The sequence below is a fragment of the Isosphaeraceae bacterium EP7 genome, assembly GCA_038400315.1.
Lineage (GTDB): Bacteria > Planctomycetota > Planctomycetia > Isosphaerales > Isosphaeraceae > EP7.
In genome coordinates, this window is the sequence record CP151667.1 from 4,016,260 (window position 1) to 4,041,808 (window position 25,549).

Genomic DNA, 25,549 nt, shown 5'->3' on the forward strand with positions numbered 1-25,549 from the left:
AACGGCCACGATTACCGGATCAAGCGGCCCGTGACAACCGCCTGCTTGAGGGGCATTGTGCGTGGGAGTTCTCGATCTTCCAGTGTTGGGCATACCAATCCAGCTTCTCGATCGCGCCGGCGAGGTCGTCCACGGGCCGGTTCGTCAGCAGCCGCCACCGGATCGGCTCCCGCCCCTCGGGCGCCCCCCGCTCATCGGCGTGGAGGACCGTCAGCGACAACGCCGGGTACTGGCGATGCTTGCCGATCGGCGGGCGGACCGTCAGCCGGCGGAACCGCAGGTCCACCGCGGCCGTGGTGACTCGCCCGCGGTCGTCATGGACCTCGACCTCGTGGGTCCCCCGGACCGGCTCGCGTTCCATCTCCCTGGAGATCGTCGTGCCCCCGTCGCCAGCGAGCCGGTCGACGCAGGTGCGGACCAGGAAGTCGGTCCCCGCCTCGCGGGCGGCGCAGAACAGCTCGAAGATGTCGGCCTCGCGGTCGCCGACGTGGACGCACCGGGACGGGTCGCCCAGCAACGCGGTCGACCGCCTCAGGTTCTCCAGCCAGCGGACGCTCTCCTTCTGCTCGATCGGGATCCGGGTGGGGTTGACCTTGCCCCTCAGCGCGTTGGTGCCCTTGAACTTCTTGCGGGTCCAGAACTTGACGGCGGCCAGGCCCAGCGGGAGGCCCGCGGGGGTCAGCACCAGGCTGGAGTGCATCAGCAGCCCGCAGAGCGTGACGGTGGCGTGGCGGCCCTTCAGCAGCGAGAGCAGGCCGATCGCCTCGGGCCGCTCGCGCCGGAAGCTGAACTCGCTGGTGTCGTGGAGGACGAGGATCGGGCCGGAGGTCGCGGCGAACCTCGCCCGGGTGGCGGCGAGGTGGCCGGCCAGGATGATGCCCTCGTCGACGCGAGGGTTGCTGAAGAAGCGGTAGGCGGCCTTGGTGGCGGCCCAGTCCTGGCAGGCCATCGGCACCGTGGCGCCGACCCGGCGTCCCAGGCCGGCCAGGATCTTGCCCAGGCGGGCCCTCAGCCTGCGATCGGGGAATTCGGCCTCATCGAGCTCGTGGTCGACCCAGACGTCCATGGTGACGGCCCCCGAGGGGGGCACGACGGTGCCCGCCCCGGGGCCTGACTATAGCCCCGGACCCCCGCGAGGGGACACGGGCCACTTGTGGGTAATCGAAAGGAAGACCGGGACCTTACCCGGCGCCCCTCGGCCGCGCTTGCCGCCGCGGCGGTGCGCCCCGAAGTAACTCTCGTCCACCTCGACCTCGCCGTCGAACGCCTCTGCGAGCTGCCGCTCCTGGTGCCGCGCGATGGCGCGGCGCAGGCGGTCGAAGAAGGCCGTGACGGTGTTGCGGTTCAGGCCCACCAGGTCGGCGGCGGTGCGTGCGGTGACGCCCGCGACGAAGTACTTCATCAGCTCCTCGGTCTGGGCCTCGGAGAGTTTACTGAACTTGATCCGCATATGACCAGCCTAGGAAGGTGTGATTTCCTAGGCCAGCCCCTTCAGGAATCGCACAGGTCGGAGCTATTTTACGGCAGAAGTATTGGCAGATCAGGGCCTCTAGGACGACTCGTCCAACGGAGAACATGTTGTGCCGGCCTTCTGCCAGCGCTCGGTCTCGCGGAAGGGGGCCGGCAGTGGCGAGAGTGGTGGTCACGACCCCGAGCGGTCGAGGTCGGTTGGTCAGAGCTGCTCGAGTCCGCGGGGCAGGCCGGCTGATCCCGCGGGATCGATTCGCGGGCGACTACCCCGGGGCCGGCCCGCGGGCGTACGATGGGAAGCCCGATCGTGAGCCGGTCGGTCAGGAGGCAGCGCGAGTGCCATGATCGGCTCAAGGACCCTCGCCGGGAACCGAGCCCATGGTCGACCTCGAAGAGTTCCTGGCCGGGCTTCTGAGTGAGGGAGTCGCCGTCTTCGAGTCGCCTCCGGTGCCCGCGCGGGGAACCTCGGCGAGGGCCGTCGAGCTGCTTGCCGGGGCCTATGACGCCTACCGGCTCGATCTCGCCGGGCCGACGATCCCGTTCGACCCCGAGGTCGCGTGCGAGGCCGGGGAGCTGGTGAGGCAGGCGTGCTGGGCGATGGTGAGCCGGGGCGACCGGGTCGCGGACCTGGCCGGACGGCTGGCGATGAGCGGGCCTCCGGTCCGGCCGTCCGATCACGCGTCGGCCGACCTGCTCTTCCGCTTCCTGCCCAGGCTCTACCGCCGCGCGAGGTCGACCAGCCCGGTCGACCCGTTCGTGGGTCTGATCGCGGACCTGCTGAGGCGCTGGCCGTTGTCGGGCGTGCTCGCGGGCCTCGACGAGCCGCCTCTGGCGCCGATCGACCTGGGGGGACATCCCGGGCTATTGTTGCTCTACGCGGAACGCCTCGTTGTCCAACATCGTCCGTCCTGGGAGCCCGTCGGGGCGGGGCTGGACTATCTCGAACTGGTGAGACAGGACCGCAGCCGGTCGGGATCGAGAGAGCAAGGGAGTCGGGATGATTGGTAGGGACACGGTCGATCGGCTGGATCGCGAGGTCATCGAGGTGCTCAAGCGTCGGTTCGTCGGCCGCGATGAGGTGGTCGACCTGATCGCCCTGGCCGTCGTCGCCGGGGAGCACCTGTTCCTGCACGGGCCCCCGGGGACGGCCAAGTCGGCCCTGATCCGCAGGTTCGCGACGGCCGTCCAGGGCCGGTATTTCGAGTACCTGCTGACGAGGTTCTCCGAGCCGAACGAGGTCTTCGGCCCGATCGATCTGGTGCGGCTCCGCGAGGGGACGGTGGCCACGGTCACCGCCGGCATGCTCCCCGAGGCGGAATTCGTGTTCCTGGACGAGCTGTTCAACGCCAACAGCGCGATCCTGAATAACCTGCTGAGTGTCCTCAACGAGAGGGTCTACCGACGCGGCGCCGAGGTGCACAGGATGCCCGTCCTGTCGGTCTTCGCGGCCTCCAACCACGTCGCGGAGGACGAGGCGCTGAGGGCCCTGTTCGACCGGTTCCTGATCCGCTGCCACGTGGACAACCTCGGGCGCGATGCGATCCCCCGCCTGCTGGCGGCCGGTTGGGAGCTGGAGGCGGCCGCGCCCGACGCCTCGTCGGTCACCGCGGCCGAGCTCCGGGCGCTCGGCGAACGCGTCGGTCAGGTGGACCTGTCGGTCATCATGGAACCCTATGCGGACGCCGTCATGAAGGTGCGCGACCTGGGGGTCGCCCTGTCGGATCGCCGCGCGATCAAGATCCTGCGGCTGGTCGCGGCCTCCGCCGTCCTCTGCGGCCGGGCCGCGGCCAACCCCACCGACCTCTGGGTCCTGCGCTACGTCTGGGATCGCGAGGAGCAGATCGCGCCGCTGGCTTCGCTCGTCGCGGGCCTGCTGGAGCCGCACGCCGGCCAGGCCGAGAGCCACCCGCTGGCCGCCACCTCCGGGCGCGTCGACGCCGAGGACGTGGCGCGGCAGATCGACGCCGCGGAGGCCGAGGCGGAGGTCGGGACGATCGGCCTCGTGGCGATCGCGCGACTCCGCGAGCAGGTCGCCGACCTGGCCGACCGCGCCGCCTGGGTGCCCGACCAGGACGCCCGGACCCATCTGCTGGGCCGTGCCGAGCAGCTCCTCAGGCGACTGGGGTAGGATCAATGCATCAGGATGCCGAACTCATCGAATGTGCCAGCCTGCCCGCCTCGCTGATCGGCCGCCTGTCGGGGCTCCGGCGCGAGCCCGGCGTGACGGTGACCGTCGCGGGCGATCGGGCCTGGGTCCGCTGGGATCCGGCCTCGTCCTCGGTCCTGGATCAGGTCCGGCCGGTCGCGGGGGCGGAGCTCTACTCGCGTCGCGGCGGACTCTGGTATCGCCTCGGCCACCGCCTGCCCGCGTTCGGGCTGCCCGTGGACGACGGGGCCGGGATGCCGATCCATCGGGCGATCCTCCCACTCCCCGTACGGCCGGAGGCCCCCGGGACGGGACCAGCCGAGCCGGTCCGGCTTGCCCTAATCCGCGACGACACAGTGCGGCCGGCGACGGCCATTGAGAGTGGGCTCGAAGAACTTGGCCGCTGGGCCGAGATGGCCCCCTCCGCACGGCTGAGTGCCCTCCGGGCAGCACGATCGGGCGACAGCATCCTCATCCTCGGGCATCCCTTGCCGCCGCTCGTCGGGGGCTTCCGCTTCTGGGGAAGTCGCGTGCTGATCCCCCTCGGGATGCGACCCGATCCCGATCTGCCCGAATCCGCCCTCCGCGTTGCGATGGGCGCAGGAGAGGGGCTGCTCGTCCTGAACGCCGACGGAGCCGAGGTCGTGCCGCTCGGGGCATTCCGGCCCCTGAGCCGCGCCGGAATCCGGCTGGCCCTGGAGGGCGAGACCCGGTGATGCGCGTCGACGACTATCTGGGGATCCCGGAGGACTACGGACGCTGGCTCGGTGGGCTCCGCTGGGGCGACGGCGGCGAGGTCGTCGAGTACGCCGCCGAGGAGCCGGAGATCGGCCTGACGTTCGCGATGGCCGCGGAACTCGCCCTCTTCCTGGAGGGCGCCGCAGCCGCCGACGACGGCGAGCTGCCACATTTCGCGTTCGTCCTCCATTTCCTGCATCTGATGGGGTTCGGAGGCCGCCACGCTAATGGCGGCGAGACCGCGCGGAAGGGGATGCACGCGGGGCTGGAGCGGGCATTCCGCGAGGCAGAACGTCCCCTCCGGAATGCGGGGGCACTGTGCGTCGTCATGTGTCGCGGATTACCGGGGGTGGCCGACCCACCCCGCTGGGCTTCGCTCAGGCACCGGCTGACGGAGCGGTCGCCGAGCGGGTTCGCGATCCTCAGGCAATATCCCGGCGAGGATCCGCCCCGACGTCCCGAGGAGTTCGACGCATGGATCCGGGCATGCCTCGACGCCTGGAGACCGATGCGCCTCTGCCACTGGCTTCGTCACGGGAGGGAGCCGATTCCCGAGGCGGGTGAGACGGTCGCTCGGGCGTTGCCGATCCCGCTCGCCCGGGCCCTGGCGGCGCTGGAGGACCGGCCTCGGCTCCGGGGGATGGCGGGACTCGTCCCGCGCCTGAACGGGGCGCTGACGCTCCCTCCCCGGATCCTGGCCCACGCGGAGCTGCCGCTGGGCGGTTATGCCGACGTGACCAATCGAGGCCTCCCGGAACGGATCCTGCCCTCGCAGCTCGCGCTCGACCCGGACGAGTTCCTCCGCCGTTTCGCCGCCCGGGAACTGCTCTATTACGACCTCGAGGTGCCGCACGCCCCGACGGCCCGCGAGCTGGTGATCGTGATCGACCAGGGAGTCCGCACCTGGGGCGACATCAGGCTCGTGCTCGCCGCCGCGGCGCTCGCCCTGGCCGGACAGGCCGAGCGCAGGAAGCTCGTCATCCGGCTCGCGACGACCGGCAACGGCGGCGAGCCCGTGGATGCTTCGAGCCTGGGCGCGGAGCAACTCGGCGAGCTCCTGGAGGCGAGCGACCTGTCGCCTAATCCCGCCTCGGGCCTGGCCAGGGCCCTCGGCATGTCCGAGGAAGTCGGGGTGACACGAGACCTCGTGCTGCTGACCCATCCCAGGAGCCTCGCCGAACCGGAGGTGGTGGCCGCGATGCGCGTATCGGTCGGCGATGCCCGGCTGTTCGCGGTCGCGGCGGACCCTGGCGGGGATGTGAGCCTGCTGGAGGTCAGGGCCGGCGTGCCGGTCGCGATCGCCCGATGTCGGGTCGACCTCGCCGATGCCAGGGCGAGGCGTGAGGAGTCGGCGACGGCCGCCGTCCCCGAGGGAGCGTCGTCACACCGCTGGCGGGGGGAGGTCGAGCCGATCGGCTTCCCGTTCGCGTTCGGGGCGATCGCCCCCATCTCGGATTCGCTCTTCGCCTACGATGACGCGGGAGACTGGCTGCTCCTCGAGAACGGTCGCGGCCTCCTGCACGCCTGGCGGGCCGACGGCTCGGGGTTGGAGATCCTGCCCCGGGTCAAACTCGATGGGAAGGTCCTCGACACGGTTCATGCCGTGGTCGGGGTGGCCGGCGGCTTCCTCGTCGCGGGGGCGGCAGGCCACCGGTCGATCGCGGCTCATTATGACTTGCGGACCCGTACGTGCACGGCGCACGAGCTGGAGCTGGCGGCGAGCGTTCGACTCCGATGGTCCTACTCGCGCCGCCAGCATACCGCGGTCGGCCATGACGGGACGGGACAGAGCTTCGCGATCGACCTGAGACAGAGGGGGCACCGCGTCCGAAATGGCCCCGGGGAACCTGCCTCAGGGCGCGTCGTCGATGCGATCCGATCGGGCTCGGATGCGGACCAGGAATCCTTGGTCGTTCGCCATGGCGAGGTCGCGAGGCTGTTCGGTCGCCTGATCGTGTTCCACGAGGAGACCGGGGAAGTCGCGATCCGGGACGACGAGGGGGGGTGGATCTGCCACGTCCCGCTCTCCGAAGGCAGGCCTCTGCTCAAGGGGGGGCGATTGATCCAGGGTCGATGGAACAACGGCACCCTCGCCCTGCTGGTGGGGTTTCCGCGCTCGCGGAGTCTCCACATCTTCGAGGTCGCGGGCACCCTGCGGTCGACGGCCGAACACGTCTGCCCTCGCGACGCCAATGACTTCGCCCTGAGCCGCGACGGCCGCCGTGTCGCCTGGCGGCTTGGCGACTGTCAACTCATGTCCCAGGATGTTGGGGAAGTCGGGCGGCCCCCGCTCGTGACCCCGAAAGGTCGGGCTCACTCCAATCTGGGCCTGGAGCTCGGCCTGCATTTCCTCATAATCAAGGCCGGCCGCTACCGGCACCTGGTCCGCTGGGATCGCGGTCGCCTCGAGTTCGTCCTGTCCGGCACGGATGTCGGCACGATGGTCGAGCGGTCCTTCGGCTGGATTCCGCCCCGGATCGAGGCGAGCGCCGAGGCGACCCGGCTTGCCGCCCTCGAGGATCCGAGGCGTTTCATCCTTTTTGCGGACATGCCGACCATGACGGCCGCCGTCGACCGGTACGGCCAGGTCGCGATCCTCGATCGATCCGGCGAGGTCGTCTGCATGTTCCTCGTCTTCCGCGAGAAGATCGCCGCCTGGGCGCCGGATGGGACGCGGGTCGGCCCGGTCCCGATGCATGTCGGCCCCCCGACGCCGGGGGGGGAGGAGCGGATCGCCGCGTTCCTCCTGGCAGCCAGCCCCTCCATCAGGAGGAACTTATGATGAACGTCCCTCTCCGGGTCCGGAGGTGTCTCGAGACGGAGCCGGCCGCTGCGGCCCTGTTCGCGGGCTGCGATGCGGCCTCGCTACTCGCCCTGTGCGTCAGGCTGGGACTCGACCCGGACGGGCGGGTCTACCCGGTCGCCGACGGCCTGCTCCTGAGGCTGACCGATCCGACCGGCCATCCGCTCCCCGGGGCCCTGCGCCTCAGGGCGATCGCCCCCGACCTGTTGCTGCCCGTGGACGCGCAGCTCGTGCCGGCCTTGCTGGACGACGAGGCCCGGGGGATGACCCGCGACCGGGGCCTCATCTTCCTGCCCGGCGACCGCGTGCTGGCCTTCGACCATCGACAATCGCTCCCGCTGTCGATGCTTCTCTCCGCGCGATCGCGCCCCCGGCGCGAGTGGGGCCCGCTCCCCGACCGCCCCGCCCAGGTCGAGCGAATCGAGTCGATCCGCGTCGAATTCCCGGACGAGTCGCCCGAGGCCGCGCTCGACGCGGGGTCCGGGGGGACGATCGGGATCGATGCGCGACCTGCGGACGAATCGGGGCCGGGGACCCGGAATCCCGGCGAATCGAGTTTCTCTCGGATCTGGAACCTCGCGAAGTCGTTCCTGAGGGGCAGATCCGGCGAGGGCCGTGCGGAAACAACGAAGGACGGGGCGAGGCGGCGCGAGCCGGATGCCGGGGTGATCGGTCGTCAGGACGCCGCGCTGCGCGATCTGATGCGTGAATTCCGCGAGGGGGACATCGAGAAGGCCCTCCGCCGCGCGATTCCGATGGCGGACCCGGCCGATTCTCGCGGCTCGGGAGTCCATGGTGGCGACAATCTCCCGGATCGCGACCTCAGGTACAGGCTGGATGACCTGCTGGGCGGGGCGAGCGACCCCCCGGGCGATCGCTGGCTCGGAGGCGGCGACCTGATCGCGGCCCTCTCCCGCGAGTATCGCAAGGCCGCCGAGGAGGCGTCACGGCGGGGCGACCATCGTCGCGCGGCGGCCATCTACGGGAAGCTCCTGCGCGATCACCGCGAGGCGGCCCTGGCCTTGCTTCGCGGCGGGCTCTATCACGACGCGGGCGTCATCCTGCTCGCCCGGCTCGACGATCGCCGGGGGGCCGCCCTCGCGTTTGCCGCGGCCGGCGAGGCCGATCGAGCCCTGGATCTCTATCGCGAGGTCGGCGATCACGAGGCCGCCGGAGACCTGCTTCGCGGCCTGGGCGAGGAAGAGCTCGCCGTGGCCGAGTACCTGGTCGCCGCGAATCGCATGACCTCCTCCGGTGGGGGGCACCTGGCTGCCGGGAATCTCCTGCTGGAGAAGGCCGGCCGACCCGACCTCGCGCAGCGACATTACGAGCAAGGCTGGGGCCGGCGGCCGGCCGCGAACGCGGTCGCCTGCGCGGTGAAAATCGCCAGCCTGCTCGCCTCGCGGGCGGATGTCCCGTCGCTCCGATTGCTCGTGGACGAGGCCGACGTCCACTTCTCCACGAGCCATGGAACTGCGGAGCCGGGGAGATTTTACAACGAGGTGGCCACCCTCGGCGACCGTCCCGGGCTCGAGCAGGCCCGCGACGAGCTGCGCGACCGGGCCCTGATGGGGCTTGCCGCCTGCCTCCGCGGCCGCGTGCTGGCCGGTGAGAAGGCGGCCACCCTCGTCTCGTCGCTCCTGGGGGCGACTCCCTCCTGGCCGGCGGCCGTGGTCAGTGATGCATTCCACGCGGTCGGCGCCTCGCCCCGGCCCGCCGCGGCGGCTCTCCCGACGAGGCCGCATACGAGATCGCGGTTCCGGGTCTGCACGGGGACCGTCGGCGCGGTCGCGGGCGCGTCGGAGTCCGGCGAGGTGTTCCTGGGGACTTCGAGCGGCGAGGTGTGGGCCTTCCGGCCGCAGACTTCGGAGGCCGTCTTCGTGGCCTCCAACGACCTGCCGGTCTCGGCACTCGCGACCGACCCGGCGGGCGAGCACCTCGTCGTGCTCCGATCCCACACGGTGGGGCGAGGGACAATCGGCTCCTATGCCCGCCAGCCCGACGGTCGCTACGCGATCCTGACCGGGAAGCCGATCGGGGACGTGTTCGCCCCCTGGCTGACCCCGATCGCGAGGGCGGCTGCCGAGAGCCTGGTCGGGATCTGGGACGGCGCAGCCCTGCATCTGCTCTCGGTAGGCTCGCTCGCGTCTTTGCGGAGCCTCGCATTGCCCGACGGCGAATCCCAGCCCCCGGCGGCCCTGTTCCATGAAACGAGCGGATGTGACCCATGGAACTTCACGATCCTGGCGTTCCATGGGCGGCAGTTGTGCCAGCTCGATCCTCAGGGCGACAACCTGCGCACGATCGGGCTGAATTGGAGGCCTGAGCCGCAGGGCAAGTTCCTGCAAACCACCCCCCTGAGCTGGTTCCCCCTCGCGGACGGTGGGCTCGAGCTCGCCGGCCTGGATGAAGCGGGGACCCTGCATTGCTCTCGATTGCGGGACGGTCGGGTGATCGCCCGGAATTCCTCACAAGGGGTGGATGAGCGAGGCTATCTGGCCGCCGCGATCGTCCGCGAGGGGCTCGTCGCGGCGGTGTCATCCTCTCGAATCGACTGGATGAGATGCGGGGCCAGCAAGTTCGTGCCCTGGCGTACCGCGCCCGAGACCATCCCCTCCGCCGTCGCCGCCTTCGCCAGTCGCCCGACCGGCGAGTTGCTCGTCGTTTGCCACGACGGCTACCTCGTGCGAGTGCCGATCCCGACCTGATCGCGACGGATCGAAAATCCCGGGATGCTGACTCGTTGCCCGGTCCGAATCGCGGTTTTACCGGCGGCCGAGGAGCGTGCCGCAGCGGGCCTCTCGCTCCCGGAGCGGCCTCACCGATCAACTGTGGATGAAACGCGGTCGTCGGATTGATTGCGCAGATCGAGCGTGAACCGACGGAGGAGCGGGCCGTCAGGGCGTACAAACTCGCGACAACTCCCGGCCCGCTCTTCCTCCGCTACTCGAGCGAAGCGAATGGTCGAGGCTGGCGGTGGGCCTTCCGACAGATCGTTGACGAATCGCAGCGATCAGCCGCCGAGGCCTCGCGGCGAGCCGCGCGATGACGCGCGTTCGATTCCATTCCGGACGGGCTGTAGGATCGGTCGATCTCGATCCCCGGAGATCGGGACATTTCTGGGCGAGTCGGACGCGGCGGATTCAGCTCGCCCCCGGGCGAGCGCTGCAAAAACAGGATCGACTCGCCCGATCGGCCCATGACGCCGGCCTGGCACCAGCCGTTTTCGATGAAGCACCCGACCAACCACTCCGGTGTGGCCGGAACCGGTGAACCGGGCAGGCGCCCGCTGCCTCGACAGAGCCGTCGGGTTCGACAGAGCCGGCGGACGCTTCGAATGCTCGCCGCCCTGCCGCCCCGGGGCCCTACTCGAAGGTGAAAGGCCGCACCGCCGATTGACGTTAATCACTGAGTGCTTTCCGGACCGCTCGAGCTTCGGCCATCGAGGCCGAGGACCGCCCCCTTGACCGCCTTCGCGGCGGCCCCCGGGCTGCTCGAGCCCACGAGAAGCACCTCGGCGATCCTCACCCCCTCTGCAACAACGCCGTCCGGTCGTTTGCCGCCGTTGTGCGGTGATTGGGTCGGCTGCACCTTCCGGCCGCGGCCATGCCCCCGAGAATCGGGCGATCAGCCCCCAGCCGGGTCAGGATGCCCGACGGTGAGGGGCGTTCCATTCCGAGGCGTTTCCGCCGTCCGGTCACAACCGTCCTTGACGCGGCAACGCCCCCCGCGACAAGGCTCGCCCGGTTGATCTCGGCCGCACTCGACGGGCCGCCAATGATTGGACCAGCAAGGATCCTGCAGTCGGGCCAGGTCGATTTCAATCCGATCGGGGTGGGGAAGAGGGCCGTGTGCGGTTTCGGCCGCCTCCCTTGGGGGTTGGCGATGGAACGGTCCGGGCGGAGTTCAAGATCGCCTCGGCGGGCGCCGGCCCCATCTGCATGAAGGCGTCGACAATCGCTCGCCTGATCGCGGGGTCACCTGCCTGCCACAGCTCGGCAAAGGCCAGGGCGACGTGGATCCGGTAGCTCTCGCCCAGGCCGCCCATGACCCGGATGATCTCGACCTTGAACGCCGCGTCCCCGGCCTTGCGCAGTGTCCTGAACAGTTCCCAGATCGGCGGCGGGTCGAGCCCGCGCAGGGCGGCGGATGCGCCCGCACGGACCGCCTCGTCCGGGCTCTTCAGCAGGTTGATCAGCCTGGCGGTTGCCCGCTCGAGGCCCTTGACTGCCAGCTGGACGACTCCGGAAACTGTCCTCGCTTCCATGCTCCATCCTCCCTCGATTCGGGCATCCCCTCCGGGGGGGCTACTTTCTCCCGAGAACGCTCGGATCCTTGCCCTACGCGGGCAGGATCGCGACTCCCACGGGGGGGACTCCTGACACCTCCCGATGATGCCGGTCATCCCGACGGCCTCCGGTTCGAAGCCAGGCGGCGGGCGAGGCCGACGGACCCGGCGGCGAGACGGGCATAGACCTCGACTTGCCCGGCCCACCGCCCCTGGAGGCGATACTCGCACAGCAGCTGCGCGGTCCGATCGACCAGCTCGGGGCGATCGTCGCCCGCGACGTAGATCGCCCGGTGCACCCGACGCCCGTCCGCCTCGGCGACAAATCGAACGGCCCAGACGCGTCGGCCGCGGGAGTCCTTGGCGACCAGCGTGCCCTGCCTGGCCAGCACCCCGGCATTCGCCTCCAGCTTGCGAAGGATGGTCGCCCAGCGGGCCTCCAGGTCGTCGCAGCCGGCCGTCACGCGAGCCTCATTCATCACCGTGGCTCCCTTCGCTGGCCGATCCCTGGCCGTCCATGTATCGACCGATCCGGTTGACAGGAAGTGCGATGGCGAGGGGGGGCTCCGGAAATCCATTCAGTGCCCCGTCCGGGGGCTCGGCCCTCCGCACCTTGTGATGCTTCTCGCGAGGGGCCTTCGGCGGCGTCGAATGACCGTTCGCGGATGCCGGCGACGTCCGTTCCCGCCGCACCGCTGCGGACTTGCCGCCCCCGCCGGCTCGCCGATCGTTGTCGGCCCGCTTGGCGCGTGCCAGCTCCCACTGGCGGGCGTTGCCGGCCTGGGCCTGCAGTAACTCGGCGAGGTGGCCCTGGAGGTCCATGATGCGGGGGAGCAGCGTCCCGGAGACGTCGGCGGGGAGGTCTGCGGGGCCTTTGGTCTGCGTGGCGCGGCCGTGCTGGGCGATCCGATGGTTGATGTAGAACGTGCTCCTCATCATGAGATAAGAGACGAAGCCGATCATCCGGACGAAGTTGTCGGCGGCGAACGCCTCGGGATCGCGGCGGCCGCGGACCTCCAGGGCGCGGAGCAGGAGGCCGAACAGCTCCTCCTGGTCGACCATCGAGAAATGCCGCTTGGTGAGCTCGGCCCACAGCGCGTCGACGTCTCCGTCGCGGGTTGCCTGCTCACGCATTTCGCGGACGGTGGGGCCGGCGGCCCTCCGGGGATCGGTCCTGGTCCGCTTCCTGCTGGCCATGTTCGACACCTCGGAAAGAGCCCTGGTCGGCGAGACTTCGGCGAACATGTGCATCCTTGCCGACCCTTCGATCATATCGCGATGCCGGCGGCAAAACCGCGAATCCCCGAGAATTCCTCGCCAGGACGGCGGCAAGGACCGGGGCCGCTGCCGACGTGGGACAATCCGAGGATGGTCGCCGGCCTGCCCGAGCCGGACAATCGGTCGGGGCTTGCCGCGACGAGCGGGTGGGAAGCTGAGAAGTACCGGCCCCAGAGATTATCGATAAACGTAATCAGAAATGCAGGTGCTGGACCCCCCTCTCGAGCTTTCGCGAATCATCGCCGGTCACCATCGGCTTATCGGCCGTGGCTTTGCGCGATCCCTTCCCCTGGAGGTGTGATCAGCGAGCGAGGCGGGCAGGGGATTGCTCCGCGATGGTGATCGCAATCGCCAGCGGGGCTTGTCCGAGTTGCCCCCGGTCGAACCTGCCCTTGGCCCGCGCATTAACGTTCGCGGGACCGGTCGATGTGCGGCGAGCAGAGCAGCCTCGGGCGTCGTCCACCCTTCAGCCGTCCCTGCAGTGCGGCCGTTATTCTCTCAGCGTTTGAGCGAGGTGGCAGAACCTCGTGGCGCCGCCCGTCACGTTCCCTTTCGAGGTGATAGGGTGCGGCCGGCCGCCGGCGGAGCAGACTGGGTCCGAGCGTTTTTGTTTGGAGAGCACGAGGACATGATTCCAACCGATGGACGTCGCCACTCGAAATGGGCGGATGCGGCCTCTGAGGTTTCGAAAGGGAGGCCGCCCTCCGCCACCGGATCTAACCTGCAAGCTTCGGCATGCCCGTCCTATCCCTCGCCAAACCCCGCTCGTCATCGTAGCGAGGGTCCAGGTCCGTCTTATTCAGGGACCGGGTCACGACCGTCTCGACCTTCACCGCCATGCCCGGGGCGATCGTCAGCATGCCTCGCGTCATCAGCTCATCGAGCTCGGCGACGCGCCTGGGGACCTGGTCGTCGGCGGGCGACTCGACCACGAGCTGGTCGTGGACGAAATCCACCAGCTTGAATCCGGCCCGCCAGGCCAGCCACATGGCCATGACCGCCCCGTCGGCCGCCGGGCCCTGGAAGACGTTGTTGCGGCTGCTGGAGAAGGTCGTGTTGGCCCGCAGTCGGCCCGTGAGGGTGAACATCGGCCGGCGGCCGGCCCATCGGCGGAACGCTTCCCAGAGCGGGACGTCGGCCTGGCGGGCCGCCAGCTTGGCGGCCTGCCTCGGCTTGAGTTTGATCTCCAAGCCCTGAGCCCGCCCCCAGAAGAAGTCAATCTCCTCCGGCGAGTAGGGCCGGCCCTCGCCCCGCAGGGTGACCGGCGTCTCGTCCCGGAGCACCTTCAGCAGCATGCCCCCGAGCCAAGCCTGCGGCCGGTGAGCCTCTTGGTCCGCCGGGTCGAAGGCCTTGCCGGTGGCACGGCAGTATTCGGCCGGTGTCAGGTTCAGGGCGAGGGCCAGGGCCAGCCCGGTGTCCGTTTCGTCCTTGAGGAAGGCGTCAAGCTCCGGGCAGAGCTCGTGATAGGCATGAATCCGCCCCTCGACTTCCTCGACCGTGAGGTCCTTGCCGTAGCCTGCCTTGGCAACCTGGCGAAGTCGCTCGGCCCCCATGCCCCCGGGCCGCCCGAACGAGACGGCCTTGGCGCTGTCGCGCTCGTCCTTGGTGACGTCCTCGGGGGCCTTGCCGAGCACGGCGGCGGCGATCAGCCGGTGGACGTCCTGCCCGCCGTTGATCAACGAGGCCAGCTCGGACTTTAGGCCGAATTGATGCTCCAGGGCGTAGCCCAGAACGACCAGCTCGATCTGCGAGAAGTCGGCGTCGATGAAGACGTTCTCCTCGCCCGGCACGAAGCAGCCCCGGATGGTGTTCGAAGCGGACTTCTCGGCCTTCTCCCTCGGCAGGTTCTGGAGATTGAAGCCGCCCCCGCAGCTGGTCCGCCCCGAGGCGACCAGATAGCCGAACTTCGGGTGCAATCGGGGCCGGTCCATCTTGCGCAGGTAGGTCGACGCGAGCTTGTCGGCGGCCTTGAACTTCGCGTAGTCGGCGAAGAACTCGCCCTCCGTGGCCAGCGAGGTCAGGTCCTCCTCGGCCGCCGAGTACTGCTCGCCCGAGGGCGTCCGGGCCATGTCGACACCCGGGTGCTCGCGGGCGAACTGGGCCAGGATCGACTGCAAGGCCTTACCGCTGCCGTGCTCGCCCACCAGATAGCCGGCCCGGCGTAGGGCCTCCTTGGCCCTGTCGCGAACGGCCTCGACGAGCCTCAATTTCTCGGCCCGGCGGCCCCGATCCACGGCGATCCCGTTGGCGTTGAGCACGTCCGTGACGATGCTGGCCCGGAGCTGGATGTGGTGCGTCAACGGGCCGAAGCGGCGGACGACGTCCCGGAGCCAGTCGGCGTCGACATAGCCCCAGACCTGATTTGCGCCCTGCAGCACCTCTGTGATCTGCCGGTTCAGCTCCCAGAATAGGTGCCAGGTCGCCAGCGGGTCGCCGGCTGCGTAGCGGAGGTAGACCTCGGGGATTTCGGCCAGGGGGCGGCCCAGGAACCGGCCGAAGCCGGTGCGGACTTCACGCCGCTCGAGATCCACGACTCCTTTGGGCAGGTCGAGGCCGAGGTGGGCCTTCACGCAGGCGTCCAGGCCGGCCTCGCCGCGTGCCGTGTGGCCGGCCGTGGCCAGCGACAGCAGCCGCTTGAGGATCATCGTGTCCCACACCTTATTTTGCTCGACCAGCTCGTAGAGATCGAGACGGTCGCCGAGGACGGGCTGGGTGACCTTCAGGTCGAACGCGGCGCTGTGGGCGATGAAGCCTTGCCCCGCATGGGCCGCGAAGAAGGCCGGGACCTGGGCGCGGGGCACCAGGACGCCCTGGTTGCCATCGCAGGCGGCGGCCAGGACCAGGCCTGGCGTGAGGTCGGGGCGGTCTTCGTCGATCCTGGTCGTCTCGGTGTCGTAGGCGAACAGGCCGTCGAAGACGCGACCCTGGGCAGGGGTCCACTCCCGGAACGGGCATGAGTAGCGTCCCAACGTGATGTCAAACATGGGCGAGGGTCCTTGGTTGCCTGCTCGAGAGCGATGGAGCTTGTCCGTTTCAATCCGCTGGGTGAACCTATCCTCGGACGAGGTTCACCTCATTTAAGGGTCGATGACCAGAAAGTTTGCGTCGCCTCAAGGCCGAGTGGACCTGGATGTCGGATCCCCCTCGGATAGTGTTTACGGCAGGGGATGAATCCCGGAGAAGAGGTCCTGCATCTCCCTCCAAGAGAGAGGTTCACCAGGTTCACCGTCTCTCCCTAACAGAAAGCAGATGAACGGAATAAATCGGGCGAACCTCGTCTCGTTGGAGGTTCAGAGACATTCACCAGGTTCACCCTCAGAGCCACTCCGGATCCCCCCCGGCCGGAGGGCCTGAAGTGGCGACAGGCCCCGCTTCTCCGGCCGGTGGGGTAGGCGCCGGGGGCGATCCTGTCAACATCGGTGACTCCTCGACGAGGGCGACGGCCACATCCATCCCCCTCGGGCCGAGCGGCTGCGAGTTGCCCGCCGCATCAGCGGCCTGATTCGGCTCTGGGCTCCCTGCCGGCTCGGCGGTGGTAAACTCGAAGAAGTAGAGCTTCTGATGGCGCTTGGCATCTCGCATACGGAGCGTGGCGGTCCCCTCCCGCTCGCCGATTGCGACTACGGTCGACCGGCCGAGCTTCGCCCCCAGGAAGGAACCGACCGCGGTCTCCTTGCCCCTCGTCGTCATGGCGGCCAGCCTGTCGCGGGCGACACCTGCATCGGCGAAGCTCGACACCCATCCGGCCGCGGGCATCCCCTTGCCCGCCAAGTCGTCGCCGACCGCCGCGATGGCACGTGCGGGGTCTTTCGCCGCGACCTGCTCGGCCAATGCGGCCAGGGCCTGAAGGTCCTGGTCCATCGCCGCCTCGGCCTCCGTGAGGTTGCCGAGGAACTTATCGCCCAGTCCGCCGGCGTCCAGGATGCCGCCGATCGTCGCCGCCCACGCCGCGCAGCGATGCGGCCTTGCGGCCGCGGGCCGGCCCTCCTGCACCCACCGCACCACCATTCCTGCAAGCTCGCCGAGGATCTCCAGCCGGTGAAGAGTGGCGAACTCCAGGGGATCGCCCCCGAAGCGTCTGCCCTTCGGGTCGCCCTCGTGGTGCAGGCGGATCGGCACGCCCCGCCGGATGAAGTCCGACGTGCCCGTCGTCGCGTTGCTGGTCACGGCCCAGAGGTAGGCGTTCGGCCGGCGGATCACCGTCGACTGACCGAGGATCCGGAAGGTCAGCACCGGCGACAGGGCGCTCTGCTCGAGCAAAGCCGACTCGACCGTGCCGCGCACGTTGTCGAAGAAGAATAGGCTCGACCGCATGTCGCGGATCTGCGCGCAGAGACGCTTCTCCAGCTCCTCGTCGCTGGCCAGCGGGATGCGAGCCGGCTCGTGGCCGTCGAGGATGCGGCCGATCGCCTGGACCAGGAGCGTCTTGCCCAGGCCTGGCTGGTTGGCGTCGACGAGGACCACCGGATGCGGGCGGTCGATGAAGTGATTCATCAGCATCCCGGTCAGCAACACGCCCAAGGCGTTGGCCAGGTCGGCTTCCGAGCGCCAGCAGAACTCGCCGAGCAGCCCCTTCAGGCGAGGAGGCAGCCGGTCGAGGAGCTCAGACTCCGGACCGGGTGTCGGCACCGATGAGGCGGGCTCGATCTCGTGTCCGTGGACCAGGATGCCCGAGTCGGGGTTCCAGCCCGGTCGGCAGAGCTGGAAATCCTCGTCGAAGACGGGGCGGCGGGCGTAGTGGCGGATGATGGGGAGATGCTGCCGCAGGCCTTCGTCGGCGAGCAGGGCCCCGACAAGCCTCGTCGCTGGGAGGCTCTGCCGGTCTCCTGCGCCGACGACGAAGAGATTGGTCAGGATTCCGGCAGCATGGGGCTCGGCCTTGCCCTGCGTGGCCAGCGGCATCAGCTGGGCGTGATCCCCTTGGGCGGACTCGTAGCAGATCGTGCCCTCGAAGTCATAGACCCGGCCGCTGTCCGCCAGGATGCGGCCGGCCTGGGCGAGGAAGCCGTCGACCGTCATGCCGTCGATGAGCTCGCCCCGGCCGTTGACGCCATGGATGACCGGGCGAGTTCGATCGCCGACGACCGGCCCGAGCCGGAAGGCGTGCAACGCCTTGCGGAGTTTGTCCCACAGGCTCTTGCCGGGGGAATCGGTTGTTGCCATGATGCAATTTCCCCTTCTTTGATGCTCCGGCGGGGGTGACTCCGGCCTCTCGAACCCTGGGCCATCCCCGCCGGACGCTCTTGCCCGATCAACGCGACTTTTTTCGTGGCTTGGGCCTGGCCGCACGCACGGGCAGCTTGACGACGGGCGTGCGACGGCTCTTCGGACGGCCTCGCGGAGCCCCGGCCCGAGGGGCGGGCTGGTAGATGAGGTCGAACAACCGCTCCAGGGTCACCTTCGAGCAGCCGCCGTAGCACTTGCCGAACTGGTCGAGGATGTCGAGCCGCGAGCCCTCTCCCCGACAGGCGGGGCAGGGCCGGACGCGGTCGTCGCCGAGCAGGACGGTCGCTATCACCTTGAATGGAGCCTTGGCAAGGCCCTCGATGAACTCGACGACACGCGCCGGATCGACCGGCTGGCCGGGGGCGAGCATCTCGACCCTGGCTCCATTCTTGGAGTTGATCGAGCCGATCGGGCGGGTCAGGGCGGTGATGCCGGGCGATTCCAGGTCGCCTGGCAAGGTGTACTGGGTCGCCTCGACGATGGCCTTCCATCGCTGCTGGGCTGGCGCCGTCTGCAGCTCAATGGGCGGGTTTAAATTGAAGACGAGGTGCAGGCCGGTGCCGCTGGCGCGAACCTCGGCGTGGCGGGCCAGCGGGTGGCGGTCCAGGACGGGCTTGATGGACTCGTGGAACGCGCGAGGCGAGTCCGCCGGCGGAAAGATGGGGTTGTTGGGAGCCAGCTTGCCCGGGTCGAGGTCGACCATGAAGCCGTTTAGCGTTGTGATGCGCTCGGCCGGCACCTGGATCATGCCGGCCGCTCCGGTGGCCCGGTCATTGTAAAGCGCCTCGCGCTGATCGTCGTTCGCTCTCATCTCCGGTTGCTCCTAATGGCGGCGAACTATGCGGAATGCCGACCTTATTTCGATGTGCACCTGGCTTGTGATTTACGCGATGCTCGCCGGCGGCCGGGATGGGGCGACCGCGTTAGCGGAGGGCCGGGCCCGCGTCCCGACGAGCTTGGACGACTCGTCGATTGTCAGCTCGTCTCCTGATCCACTCTGCTTATCGTTGGTGGCCCCGCCCTTCGTCACGGCGACCTTACCCGTGTTTATCGCGGCCCACTTGTCGGCCTCGCCCCGTCCTCCGTTGGGGGGGTTACTCGACCACCCGGGAGGACGGTCGGAGTGTCGCGAATCTAGGGGCGGTGCCGGCCACGCTTCGTCGGCCTCGAATTCGGCCGCTGCTGCTTCCGGCGAGCGGTAGCCGCAGCCTTCGGGACCACGCCCTGGCTGGTCTTGATTTCATGTGCGGACGGCCTTCCTTCGCGTGGGTGGCGACCTCATGAGCAAGGTCTGTAGGCAGTGCCGCTGGCCTCTTAGCTGTCGTTCACGTTCGGATCAGCAGGATGCAGAATGCGGCGACATCATCGAGCGCAGGGCGGGCCAGCCCACCTTCCGATCGAATTGCTTGAGCGGGCTCGAGTGAAGGAACTGGTTGTGCGGAATCGGACTCTGCTGGGGCGAGCGTCTCCGGGGTAGATTTCTTTCGCATTTGAATAGGTCGAACCGGCAATCCAGCCGGTATCGCAGGAGGGCCGACACCGAAGCAATCGAACGCAAGTTCGCGGGTCATCGGGTCCATGTCGGCCCTGGCGAGCACGAAGTCGATTCCGCTCACTCCGACCAGACGGAGGGCGACTAATTTCCCGACCAAAACCATCCTGTTATTCACCCAGAGCTCTCGATCGGTCTCCATCAGGAGGTGATCGCCTGGAGCGACCCGCTCGCCCTCGGCCCGTACGACGGGGTCGCTCGGCTGCAAGGCGAGAAGGTAACGAGACTCGGCACGGTAGAAGGTTGCGACCGGCAGGCGAGCCCCTGTGAGCAGGGACTGATGCCGCAGAGGGTGGCCGGGAAGGATGCTGGCGGCCACGGGGACCATCCAATCCCCCCCCAAGACCTCCGGCGACACAGCCGCGGCCGTCCCTCCAATGCCCCGGAGCACAAAGTCGGCATTGACCTTGGTGTCGGCGGCGACGAGTTCGAGGAGGCGACGGCCGGGGGGCTTGTCGCCCCGGACTACCTGAGAGATTGCCGACTGCGTCACGCCCACGTCCTCCGCCATCCTTCGCTGATTACCGCCCCAGACGTCGTGGAGTGCGAGCGAAACTCGCCCGACCGGCGTCTTGGGGTCCAGAGAAATGTAGGAGGTTTTACGTGGCATGGGAGTACCAAGAGGGGTATTGGTTGTTTTGCGGAGTTGGAAAAGTTATTATCTGATTGTCGAAGTAGATTACTGGTGGAATGCTGATAAGGCAAGCAAGTTCTTGATCTTGGTGGAGGCTTGCGACATGGAGCACATCCTCGAGTCCCGACCCATCCCCGACCCCCGAACGGACGCAATCTGCCAGCGGGAGGTCGCGGCCCTGTTCGGGGTGTCGGAGCGTACCGCGTCCTTGCAGGCCAGGGCGGGCCGGCTGCGAAGCTATGAGAATGGCATCCCCAACTGCGGCCGCCGCAAGTACTCACGACTCCTGGTCGAGCTGGAGCTCGAAGGCCGGTGGAATCGGGCAGTTCAGGTCCAGCGCGAATGCCTCGCGCGAGGCGGCGAATGAACGCCGGGCGGGACCCACTCGCCAGCACCGCTCCGCTACGGGGGAGCAAGGAGAACGTCGAAGCATGCGTGGGATCATCCGCCTCAGCCCCCGGGCCTATCACTCCAGCTTGGGACATCCAGTCGGCGTCCCTTTGCTCGACGAGTTGGCGACGCTTACAAAAGGCGTGTGAGTGGGAACGCCGCGTCGCCGCCCGGGCCGAGTCGGGAGGCCACGGGCGCTTTTCCGGCCTGCCGTTCATGCCCGTCGGTGCGAGCAGCTCATTCGCGGCGGCCCATTGCCGACCCGCCCAACGTCGACGGGCGAGCGTTTACCGGGCGGCCCCTCGCCGCGAGCTGCTCGACCAGCTGGCCGCCGTCCGCGTCTCGGCTCCCCTCGAACGCTGGACGACGGTTTTGCCCCAGGCGTTCGAGGGGTCGGGGTGGCCGCCCAGCTCACCGCCGTGATGCCCTCATCCCAAATGGCTCAGTAGGCCCCAGTCGATCGAACAGCACGCAGGCCGAGCACGTCCGTCCATGAATCCGCTGTCACCCGGTGCCCCATGCTCCACAAGGACAACACCCAAGACATCGCCGCCCGGCTCGACCGCATCGAGGTTCAACTCGTCGAGATGCGCAACCTCCTTGTGAGCCAGAGGACGCTCAAGGACTATTACTCGACCGCCGAGGTTGCTGTGGAGCTCGGCAAGGCCGAATTCACGGTACGCGAGTGGTGTCGCCATGGCCGCGTCCGGGCCGACAAGAGGCACTGCGGTCGCGGCACGTCCAAGGAATGGATGATCAATCACGACGAGTTGACCCGCATCCGCAACGAAGGCCTGCTGCCACTACGGACCAGTTAGCCGAGCAGTCGGCCGATGGCACTCGCGCGGTCCTTGGGGAACAGGTGCTGGTAGCGAACCCTGATCTCGGTGCTGTGCCCCATGAAGGCGTCGATCACCCGCTGATCGACCCCTTCGCTCGCCAGCAGCGACGCGAACGTATGTCGGAAGACGTGGAAGCCCCTCAGGACCTTCTCCCAACGGCTCCCTTTCAAGGCTCGCTCGAAGTAATCGTCCGCGAGCGAGACCGTGAGCGGCCTGCCGTCGGGCAGGCATAACGCCGATGCGCCGCCGGGGTGGCTGGCGAACCAGGTACTCATCACGCCGGAAAGCAACGAATTGACCTCAACATAGCGTCGCGTGAACGTCCGCGACTTGTCCTGCTTCTTCTGGCGAATCGCGACCACGCCGGCGTCGAGGTCCCAGTCCTCACGCTGCGAACGCACGATCTCCGAGCGTCTCGCCCCTGTGCAGGCGGCGACGCAGAACATCGGATGGACGAAATCGTGGGCGGCGTGGTCGCCGACGTAGCCCAAAACCTCGCGGACTTCCTCTCTCGTCAGGTAGAGTCCTTCCCAGTAGCGCCTCGCGTCCTGCTCAGCCACCCGGCCGCCGGCGATGATGGCCTCGATCTGGTCGCGGGTGCGGAAGGGTTCCTTCTCGATGCCCTTGGGGAATTCGACATCCCCGAGGGCGAAGGGGGGCGGACCGGGGAGGTGCCCGTGCTTTTGCCCCCAGGCCCAGATGATCCTCAGCGTCTTCAACTCCTTCTTAGCGGTCGCGCCATCTACCGGGCGGCCGCGGAAGAGATCCTTGCGTCGGGTCGCGACGTAGCGATTCGCGGCGGCGAGGTCCACGGCAGTGACGGGGCCCCCTCCGCCCAGGTGCCGCTTGAGGTGGACGACGTGGATGTCCTCGGTGTAGCGGGTTGAGGCGGCCTTGTTCTCGGCGGCGACCCCGGCCTGGTAGAGGTCGAAGAGTCGCCCGAGGGTGAGAGGTGCCGCGACGGGCTGGGGCTTGGCTGCCACCTTCCCGCCGGACAGGAGGAAGGCCCCGACCTCGGCATCCGGCGGCACGGTGCACCGACCGAGCGCGATGTCCCGCAGGGTCTCCTCGACCCGCCCGCAGAGGGTCATGGCGGCCCGGTCGTCCTTGAGGAGGAGGGCACGCTTGTAGGGCTTGCCGGCATGCCGGAAGCGGATGTGATAGCGTCCGCTCTTGGGATCGAAGTCATAGGATGCCACGGCGTCCGACTCCTCGGGGGTGGGTCGCCGGATTCTACGGAACCTCCCGGTCTCGGGCAATGCGTCATGACACAATTCTGACACATCGTCGCCCGCCCAAGCCCAATCTAAGGGCGATGTGCGAAAGGGGCCGAAGCTCGAGAAAACGCCGGAATCGTGGGGAATCACACGCAATATCAACGCTATTTCAAGTCATGTCCTACGCACGACCTCCAGACTGGGGGTCTAGAGGTCGTGGGTTCAAATCCCGCCGCCCCGACTAGGACGTGTTGAAATTGAAGCGGGCCGCCTGGCAACAGGCGGCCCGCTTTGCGTTGCTCTCAGAGCGAATGTCGGTTGTGATCTCTGAATTGAAACCCTCGAAACTTGCTGCATTCCTGATGGATTGAAGACTGATTCGTCGACGCTTATGGAAATCGTCCGATCTTGGCGGTTCGTGGCCTGCGTCTGGGAACTCGAGATGTCGGAATTCATGCTCGTCCCCAGGGATGACGGATAGGGAGTCGGTCTTGTCGGCGTCGCTCGCGCCGCTCTCGGGCTTCCACGCGTCCAGTTCGGTCACGGATCGCTTGCCTCCGCGAGCAAGCGGGTGGGGAGACCCACGGCGACACTCCTCGGCAGAAGGTTGCTCTGGTCGTCCATGCAACGTGCCTCTCCCCGATCGGGATGGCCAAGACTGGACAGGTGTTTGGTATGACGTTTGCGAATTCGCTTGAAGCTCGACCGGGCTTCTCGAGAATTCATCCCTAAAATACGAGGATTGGCGAATGGCCGAGCCAGCAGACGACGCTCGCACCCCCGCGCGTTTCGGCGACGTGGAGGTGGCCATGGGAGCAGGCGGCGAGACTCATCAGGTGGCCGGAACGGGAAGGCCTGGGCTGACCACGCAGCAGGGCATCCCCGTCGCAGACGACCAGAACTCACTCAAGGTCGGAGCACACGGCCCGACGCTCTTGGAGGATTTCCACCTCCGCGAAAAGCTCTTCCACTTCGATCATGAGCGCATCCCCGAGCGGGTCGTTCACGCACGAGGCTTCGGGGCCCACGGCTATTTCGAGAACTACGGGTCGCTCGCCGACGTCACCAGGGCCGACCTCTTCCAGCGCGCCGGGGAGAAGGTCCCCCTGTTCGTCCGCTTCTCGACCGTCGGCGGCAACAAAGGGTCGGCCGACCTGGCCCGTGATGTCCGCGGATTCGCGGTGAAGTTTTATACCAAGCAAGGGAACTGGGATCTCGTCGGCAACAACATCCCCGTTTTCTTCATCCAGGACGCGATCAAGTTTCCCGACTTCGTCCATGCCGCCAAGGAAGAGCCGGACCGAGGGTTCCCGCAGGCGCAGACGGCGCACGACAACTTCTGGGATTTCATCTCGCTCTCACCCGAGAGCATGCACATGGTCATGTGGATCATGTCCGACCGAACCATCCCACGTTCGTTCCGGTTCATGGAGGGCTTCGGCGTCCACACCTTCCGGCTGGTCAACGCCGAGGGGAAGTCGACCTTCGTCAAGTTCCACTGGAAGCCGAAGCAGGGCCTGCAATCGGTCGTCTGGAACGAGGCGGTCAAGATCAATGGGGCCGACCCCGACTTCCACAGGCGTGATCTGTGGGACGCGATCGGGGCCGGAGATTTCCCGGAATGGGAACTGGGCCTCCAACTCTTCGACGAAGCATTCGCCGAGAAGTTCGAGTTCGACGTCCTCGACGCCACCAAGCTGATCCCCGAGGAGCTGGTTCCGATCCGCCCCGTCGGCCGGATGGTCCTCGACCGCCGCGTCGACAACTTCTTCGCCGAGACCGAGCAGGTCGCGTTCTGCACGCAGAATGTCGTGCCCGGGATCGACTTCAGTGACGATCCACTGCTTCAGGGGCGGAACTTCTCCTACCTGGACACCCAGCTCAAGCGGCTCGGCGGCCCGAACTTCACCCACATCCCGATCAACGCCCCGAAATGCCCGTTCGCCCACTTCCAGCAAGACGGCCACATGGCCATGCACAATCCCAAGGGCAGGGTGAACTACGAACCCAACTCCTGGGGCGATGCGGGCGGACCGCGTGAGACGCCGGCCACCGGCTATCAGAGCTATCCGGCTCAGGTAGAAGGACCCAAGGTGAGGGCTCGCTCGGAGACGTTCGCCGACCATTACAGCCAAGCGAGGCAGTTCTATATCAGCCAGACCGGGCTCGAGCAGAAGCACATCGCCAACGCCCTGACGTTCGAGCTGAGCAAGGTGGAGACCCCGGCGATCCGCTCGCGGATGGTCTCGCACCTGCTGAATATCGACGCCGGCCTCGCCGATGCGGTGGCCAAGGGGCTCCGGCTGAAGGACATCCCTGCGGCGGCCACGGCCGCGCGGCCGACTCGTCAGGACCTGAAGCCCTCTCCGGCCCTGAGCATCATCAAGAACGGCCCCAAGAGCTTCGCCGGGCGCAAGGTCGCGGCCCTCGTCACCGACGGGGTCGACGCCGGCGTCCTGGCTGCCCTTGGCAAGGCGCTGAAGGCCGAAGGGGCGGTGCTCAAGCTGGTCGCTCCCGAAGTCGGCGGCGTGAAGGATTCGGCCGGCGCCTGGCACGACGCCGATGAGAAGCTCGAAGGGGGCCCGTCGGTGCTCTTCGACGCCGTGGCGATCCTCCCTTCCAAGGAGGGTGCGACGCTGCTGACCACGCTGCCCGCCGCCCGCGACTTCGTCGCCGACGCCGCGGCGCACCGGAAGTTCATCGCCTACGCCGCCGCCGCTTCTCCGCTCCTGGAGAAGGCGGGCGTCGCTCTCGACGAGGGATTCGTCCCCCTCAACGCCCCGGGTGACTGCGAAGCCTTCATCGCCGCCTGCCGCAAGATCCGCTTCTGGGACCGAGCCGGCGCAGAGCGATAAGCCGTCTGATCAGGGCTGGGGGCCAGCGTGCGCGGGCCCCCAGCCTCATCACCATCTCATCGTCCCGCGAGTCGCTGCCGTGCCGCCCACGGCCCATTTCGAAGGACCCA

The 25,549-nt window shown here is 68.2% G+C and carries 17 protein-coding genes and 1 pseudogene; 8 read left to right on the forward strand and 10 right to left on the reverse strand.

Translation table 11 applies throughout. From position 1 onward, the window contains the following. Window positions 1-19: 19 nt before the first annotated feature. Together EP7_RS15560 and EP7_RS15565 are read right to left on the reverse strand one after the other, a co-directional pair. Entirely contained in the window at window positions 20-1,066 is a 1,047-nt protein-coding gene (locus EP7_RS15560; RefSeq protein WP_463522264.1) for an IS4 family transposase, read from the reverse strand. A 102-nt stretch (window positions 1,067-1,168) separates the two neighbouring features. Then, window positions 1,169-1,450 (reverse strand): annotated as a pseudogene (locus tag EP7_RS15565) (IS1595 family transposase); the annotation flags it as partial. A 398-nt stretch (window positions 1,451-1,848) separates the two neighbouring features. Here EP7_RS15565 and EP7_RS15570 point away from each other — a divergent pair. From EP7_RS15570 to EP7_RS15590, 5 genes are read left to right on the forward strand one after another with little or no spacing between them, the layout of a single operon-like run. Beyond that, a complete protein-coding gene (locus tag EP7_RS15570; protein ID WP_463522266.1) occupies window positions 1,849-2,478 on the forward strand; it encodes a hypothetical protein in 630 nt (209 codons plus the stop codon). Beyond that, window positions 2,468-3,598, forward strand: coding sequence for an AAA family ATPase (locus tag EP7_RS15575; RefSeq protein WP_463522268.1), 1,131 nt, complete (start codon window positions 2,468-2,470; stop codon window positions 3,596-3,598). Before EP7_RS15570 ends, EP7_RS15575 begins: the two co-directional genes overlap by 11 nt. Window positions 3,599-3,603: 5 nt before the next feature. Then, window positions 3,604-4,332, forward strand: a complete 729-nt coding sequence (locus EP7_RS15580) for a hypothetical protein (protein WP_463522270.1) — start codon at window positions 3,604-3,606, stop codon at window positions 4,330-4,332. Next, the gene (locus tag EP7_RS15585) at window positions 4,332-7,136 is read left to right on the forward strand and encodes a hypothetical protein (protein WP_463522272.1); all 2,805 of its coding nucleotides are present in this window, start codon (window positions 4,332-4,334) and stop codon (window positions 7,134-7,136) included. The genes EP7_RS15580 and EP7_RS15585 overlap by 1 nt, the downstream gene beginning before the upstream one ends. Then, window positions 7,136-9,865, forward strand: coding sequence for a tetratricopeptide repeat protein (locus EP7_RS15590; RefSeq protein WP_463522274.1), 2,730 nt, complete (start codon window positions 7,136-7,138; stop codon window positions 9,863-9,865). Before EP7_RS15585 ends, EP7_RS15590 begins: the two co-directional genes overlap by 1 nt. A gap of 1,112 nt (window positions 9,866-10,977) precedes the next feature. On the opposite strand, the gene EP7_RS15595 is transcribed toward EP7_RS15590, so the two are convergent. From EP7_RS15595 to EP7_RS15625, 7 genes are all read right to left on the reverse strand, one after another. Continuing rightward, a complete protein-coding gene (locus EP7_RS15595) occupies window positions 10,978-11,424 on the reverse strand; it encodes a HEAT repeat domain-containing protein (protein WP_463522276.1) in 447 nt (148 codons plus the stop codon). A 134-nt stretch (window positions 11,425-11,558) separates the two neighbouring features. Next, window positions 11,559-11,924 carry a hypothetical protein gene (locus tag EP7_RS15600; protein ID WP_463522278.1) on the reverse strand — a complete coding sequence of 122 codons (366 nt, stop codon included), beginning with the start codon at window positions 11,922-11,924 and terminating at the stop codon, window positions 11,559-11,561. Continuing rightward, complete coding sequence (locus EP7_RS15605) at window positions 11,917-12,642, reverse strand: hypothetical protein (protein ID WP_463522280.1); 726 nt, start codon at window positions 12,640-12,642, stop codon at window positions 11,917-11,919. Before EP7_RS15605 ends, EP7_RS15600 begins: the two co-directional genes overlap by 8 nt. 797 nt (window positions 12,643-13,439) lie before the next feature. Further along, window positions 13,440-15,707 carry a DNA polymerase gene (locus EP7_RS15610; protein WP_463522282.1) on the reverse strand — a complete coding sequence of 756 codons (2,268 nt, stop codon included), beginning with the start codon at window positions 15,705-15,707 and terminating at the stop codon, window positions 13,440-13,442. Between the two features lie 331 nt (window positions 15,708-16,038). Then, complete coding sequence (locus EP7_RS15615) at window positions 16,039-17,886, reverse strand: arginase family protein (protein WP_463522283.1); 1,848 nt, start codon at window positions 17,884-17,886, stop codon at window positions 16,039-16,041. A gap of 88 nt (window positions 17,887-17,974) precedes the next feature. Next, window positions 17,975-18,760 (reverse strand): hypothetical protein, encoded by a 786-nt coding sequence (locus tag EP7_RS15620; RefSeq protein ID WP_463522285.1) that lies wholly within the window; start codon window positions 18,758-18,760, stop codon window positions 17,975-17,977. A 514-nt stretch (window positions 18,761-19,274) separates the two neighbouring features. After that, window positions 19,275-19,820, reverse strand: a complete 546-nt coding sequence (locus EP7_RS15625) for a hypothetical protein (RefSeq protein ID WP_463522287.1) — start codon at window positions 19,818-19,820, stop codon at window positions 19,275-19,277. Window positions 19,821-20,238: 418 nt separating this feature from the next. Here EP7_RS15625 and EP7_RS15630 point away from each other — a divergent pair, with 418 nt between their 5' ends. After that, a complete protein-coding gene (locus EP7_RS15630; protein ID WP_463522289.1) occupies window positions 20,239-20,502 on the forward strand; it encodes a hypothetical protein in 264 nt (87 codons plus the stop codon). A gap of 541 nt (window positions 20,503-21,043) precedes the next feature. Beyond that, the gene (locus EP7_RS15635; RefSeq protein ID WP_463522291.1) at window positions 21,044-21,343 is read left to right on the forward strand and encodes a hypothetical protein; all 300 of its coding nucleotides are present in this window, start codon (window positions 21,044-21,046) and stop codon (window positions 21,341-21,343) included. On the opposite strand, the gene EP7_RS15640 is transcribed toward EP7_RS15635, so the two are convergent. Next, complete coding sequence (locus EP7_RS15640) at window positions 21,340-22,566, reverse strand: tyrosine-type recombinase/integrase (protein ID WP_463522293.1); 1,227 nt, start codon at window positions 22,564-22,566, stop codon at window positions 21,340-21,342. The genes EP7_RS15635 and EP7_RS15640 overlap by 4 nt on opposite strands. A gap of 767 nt (window positions 22,567-23,333) precedes the next feature. On the opposite strand from EP7_RS15640, the gene EP7_RS15645 reads away from it, so the two are divergent. Further along, window positions 23,334-25,439, forward strand: a complete 2,106-nt coding sequence (locus EP7_RS15645) for a catalase (protein ID WP_463522295.1) — start codon at window positions 23,334-23,336, stop codon at window positions 25,437-25,439. Window positions 25,440-25,549: the final 110 nt, after the last annotated feature.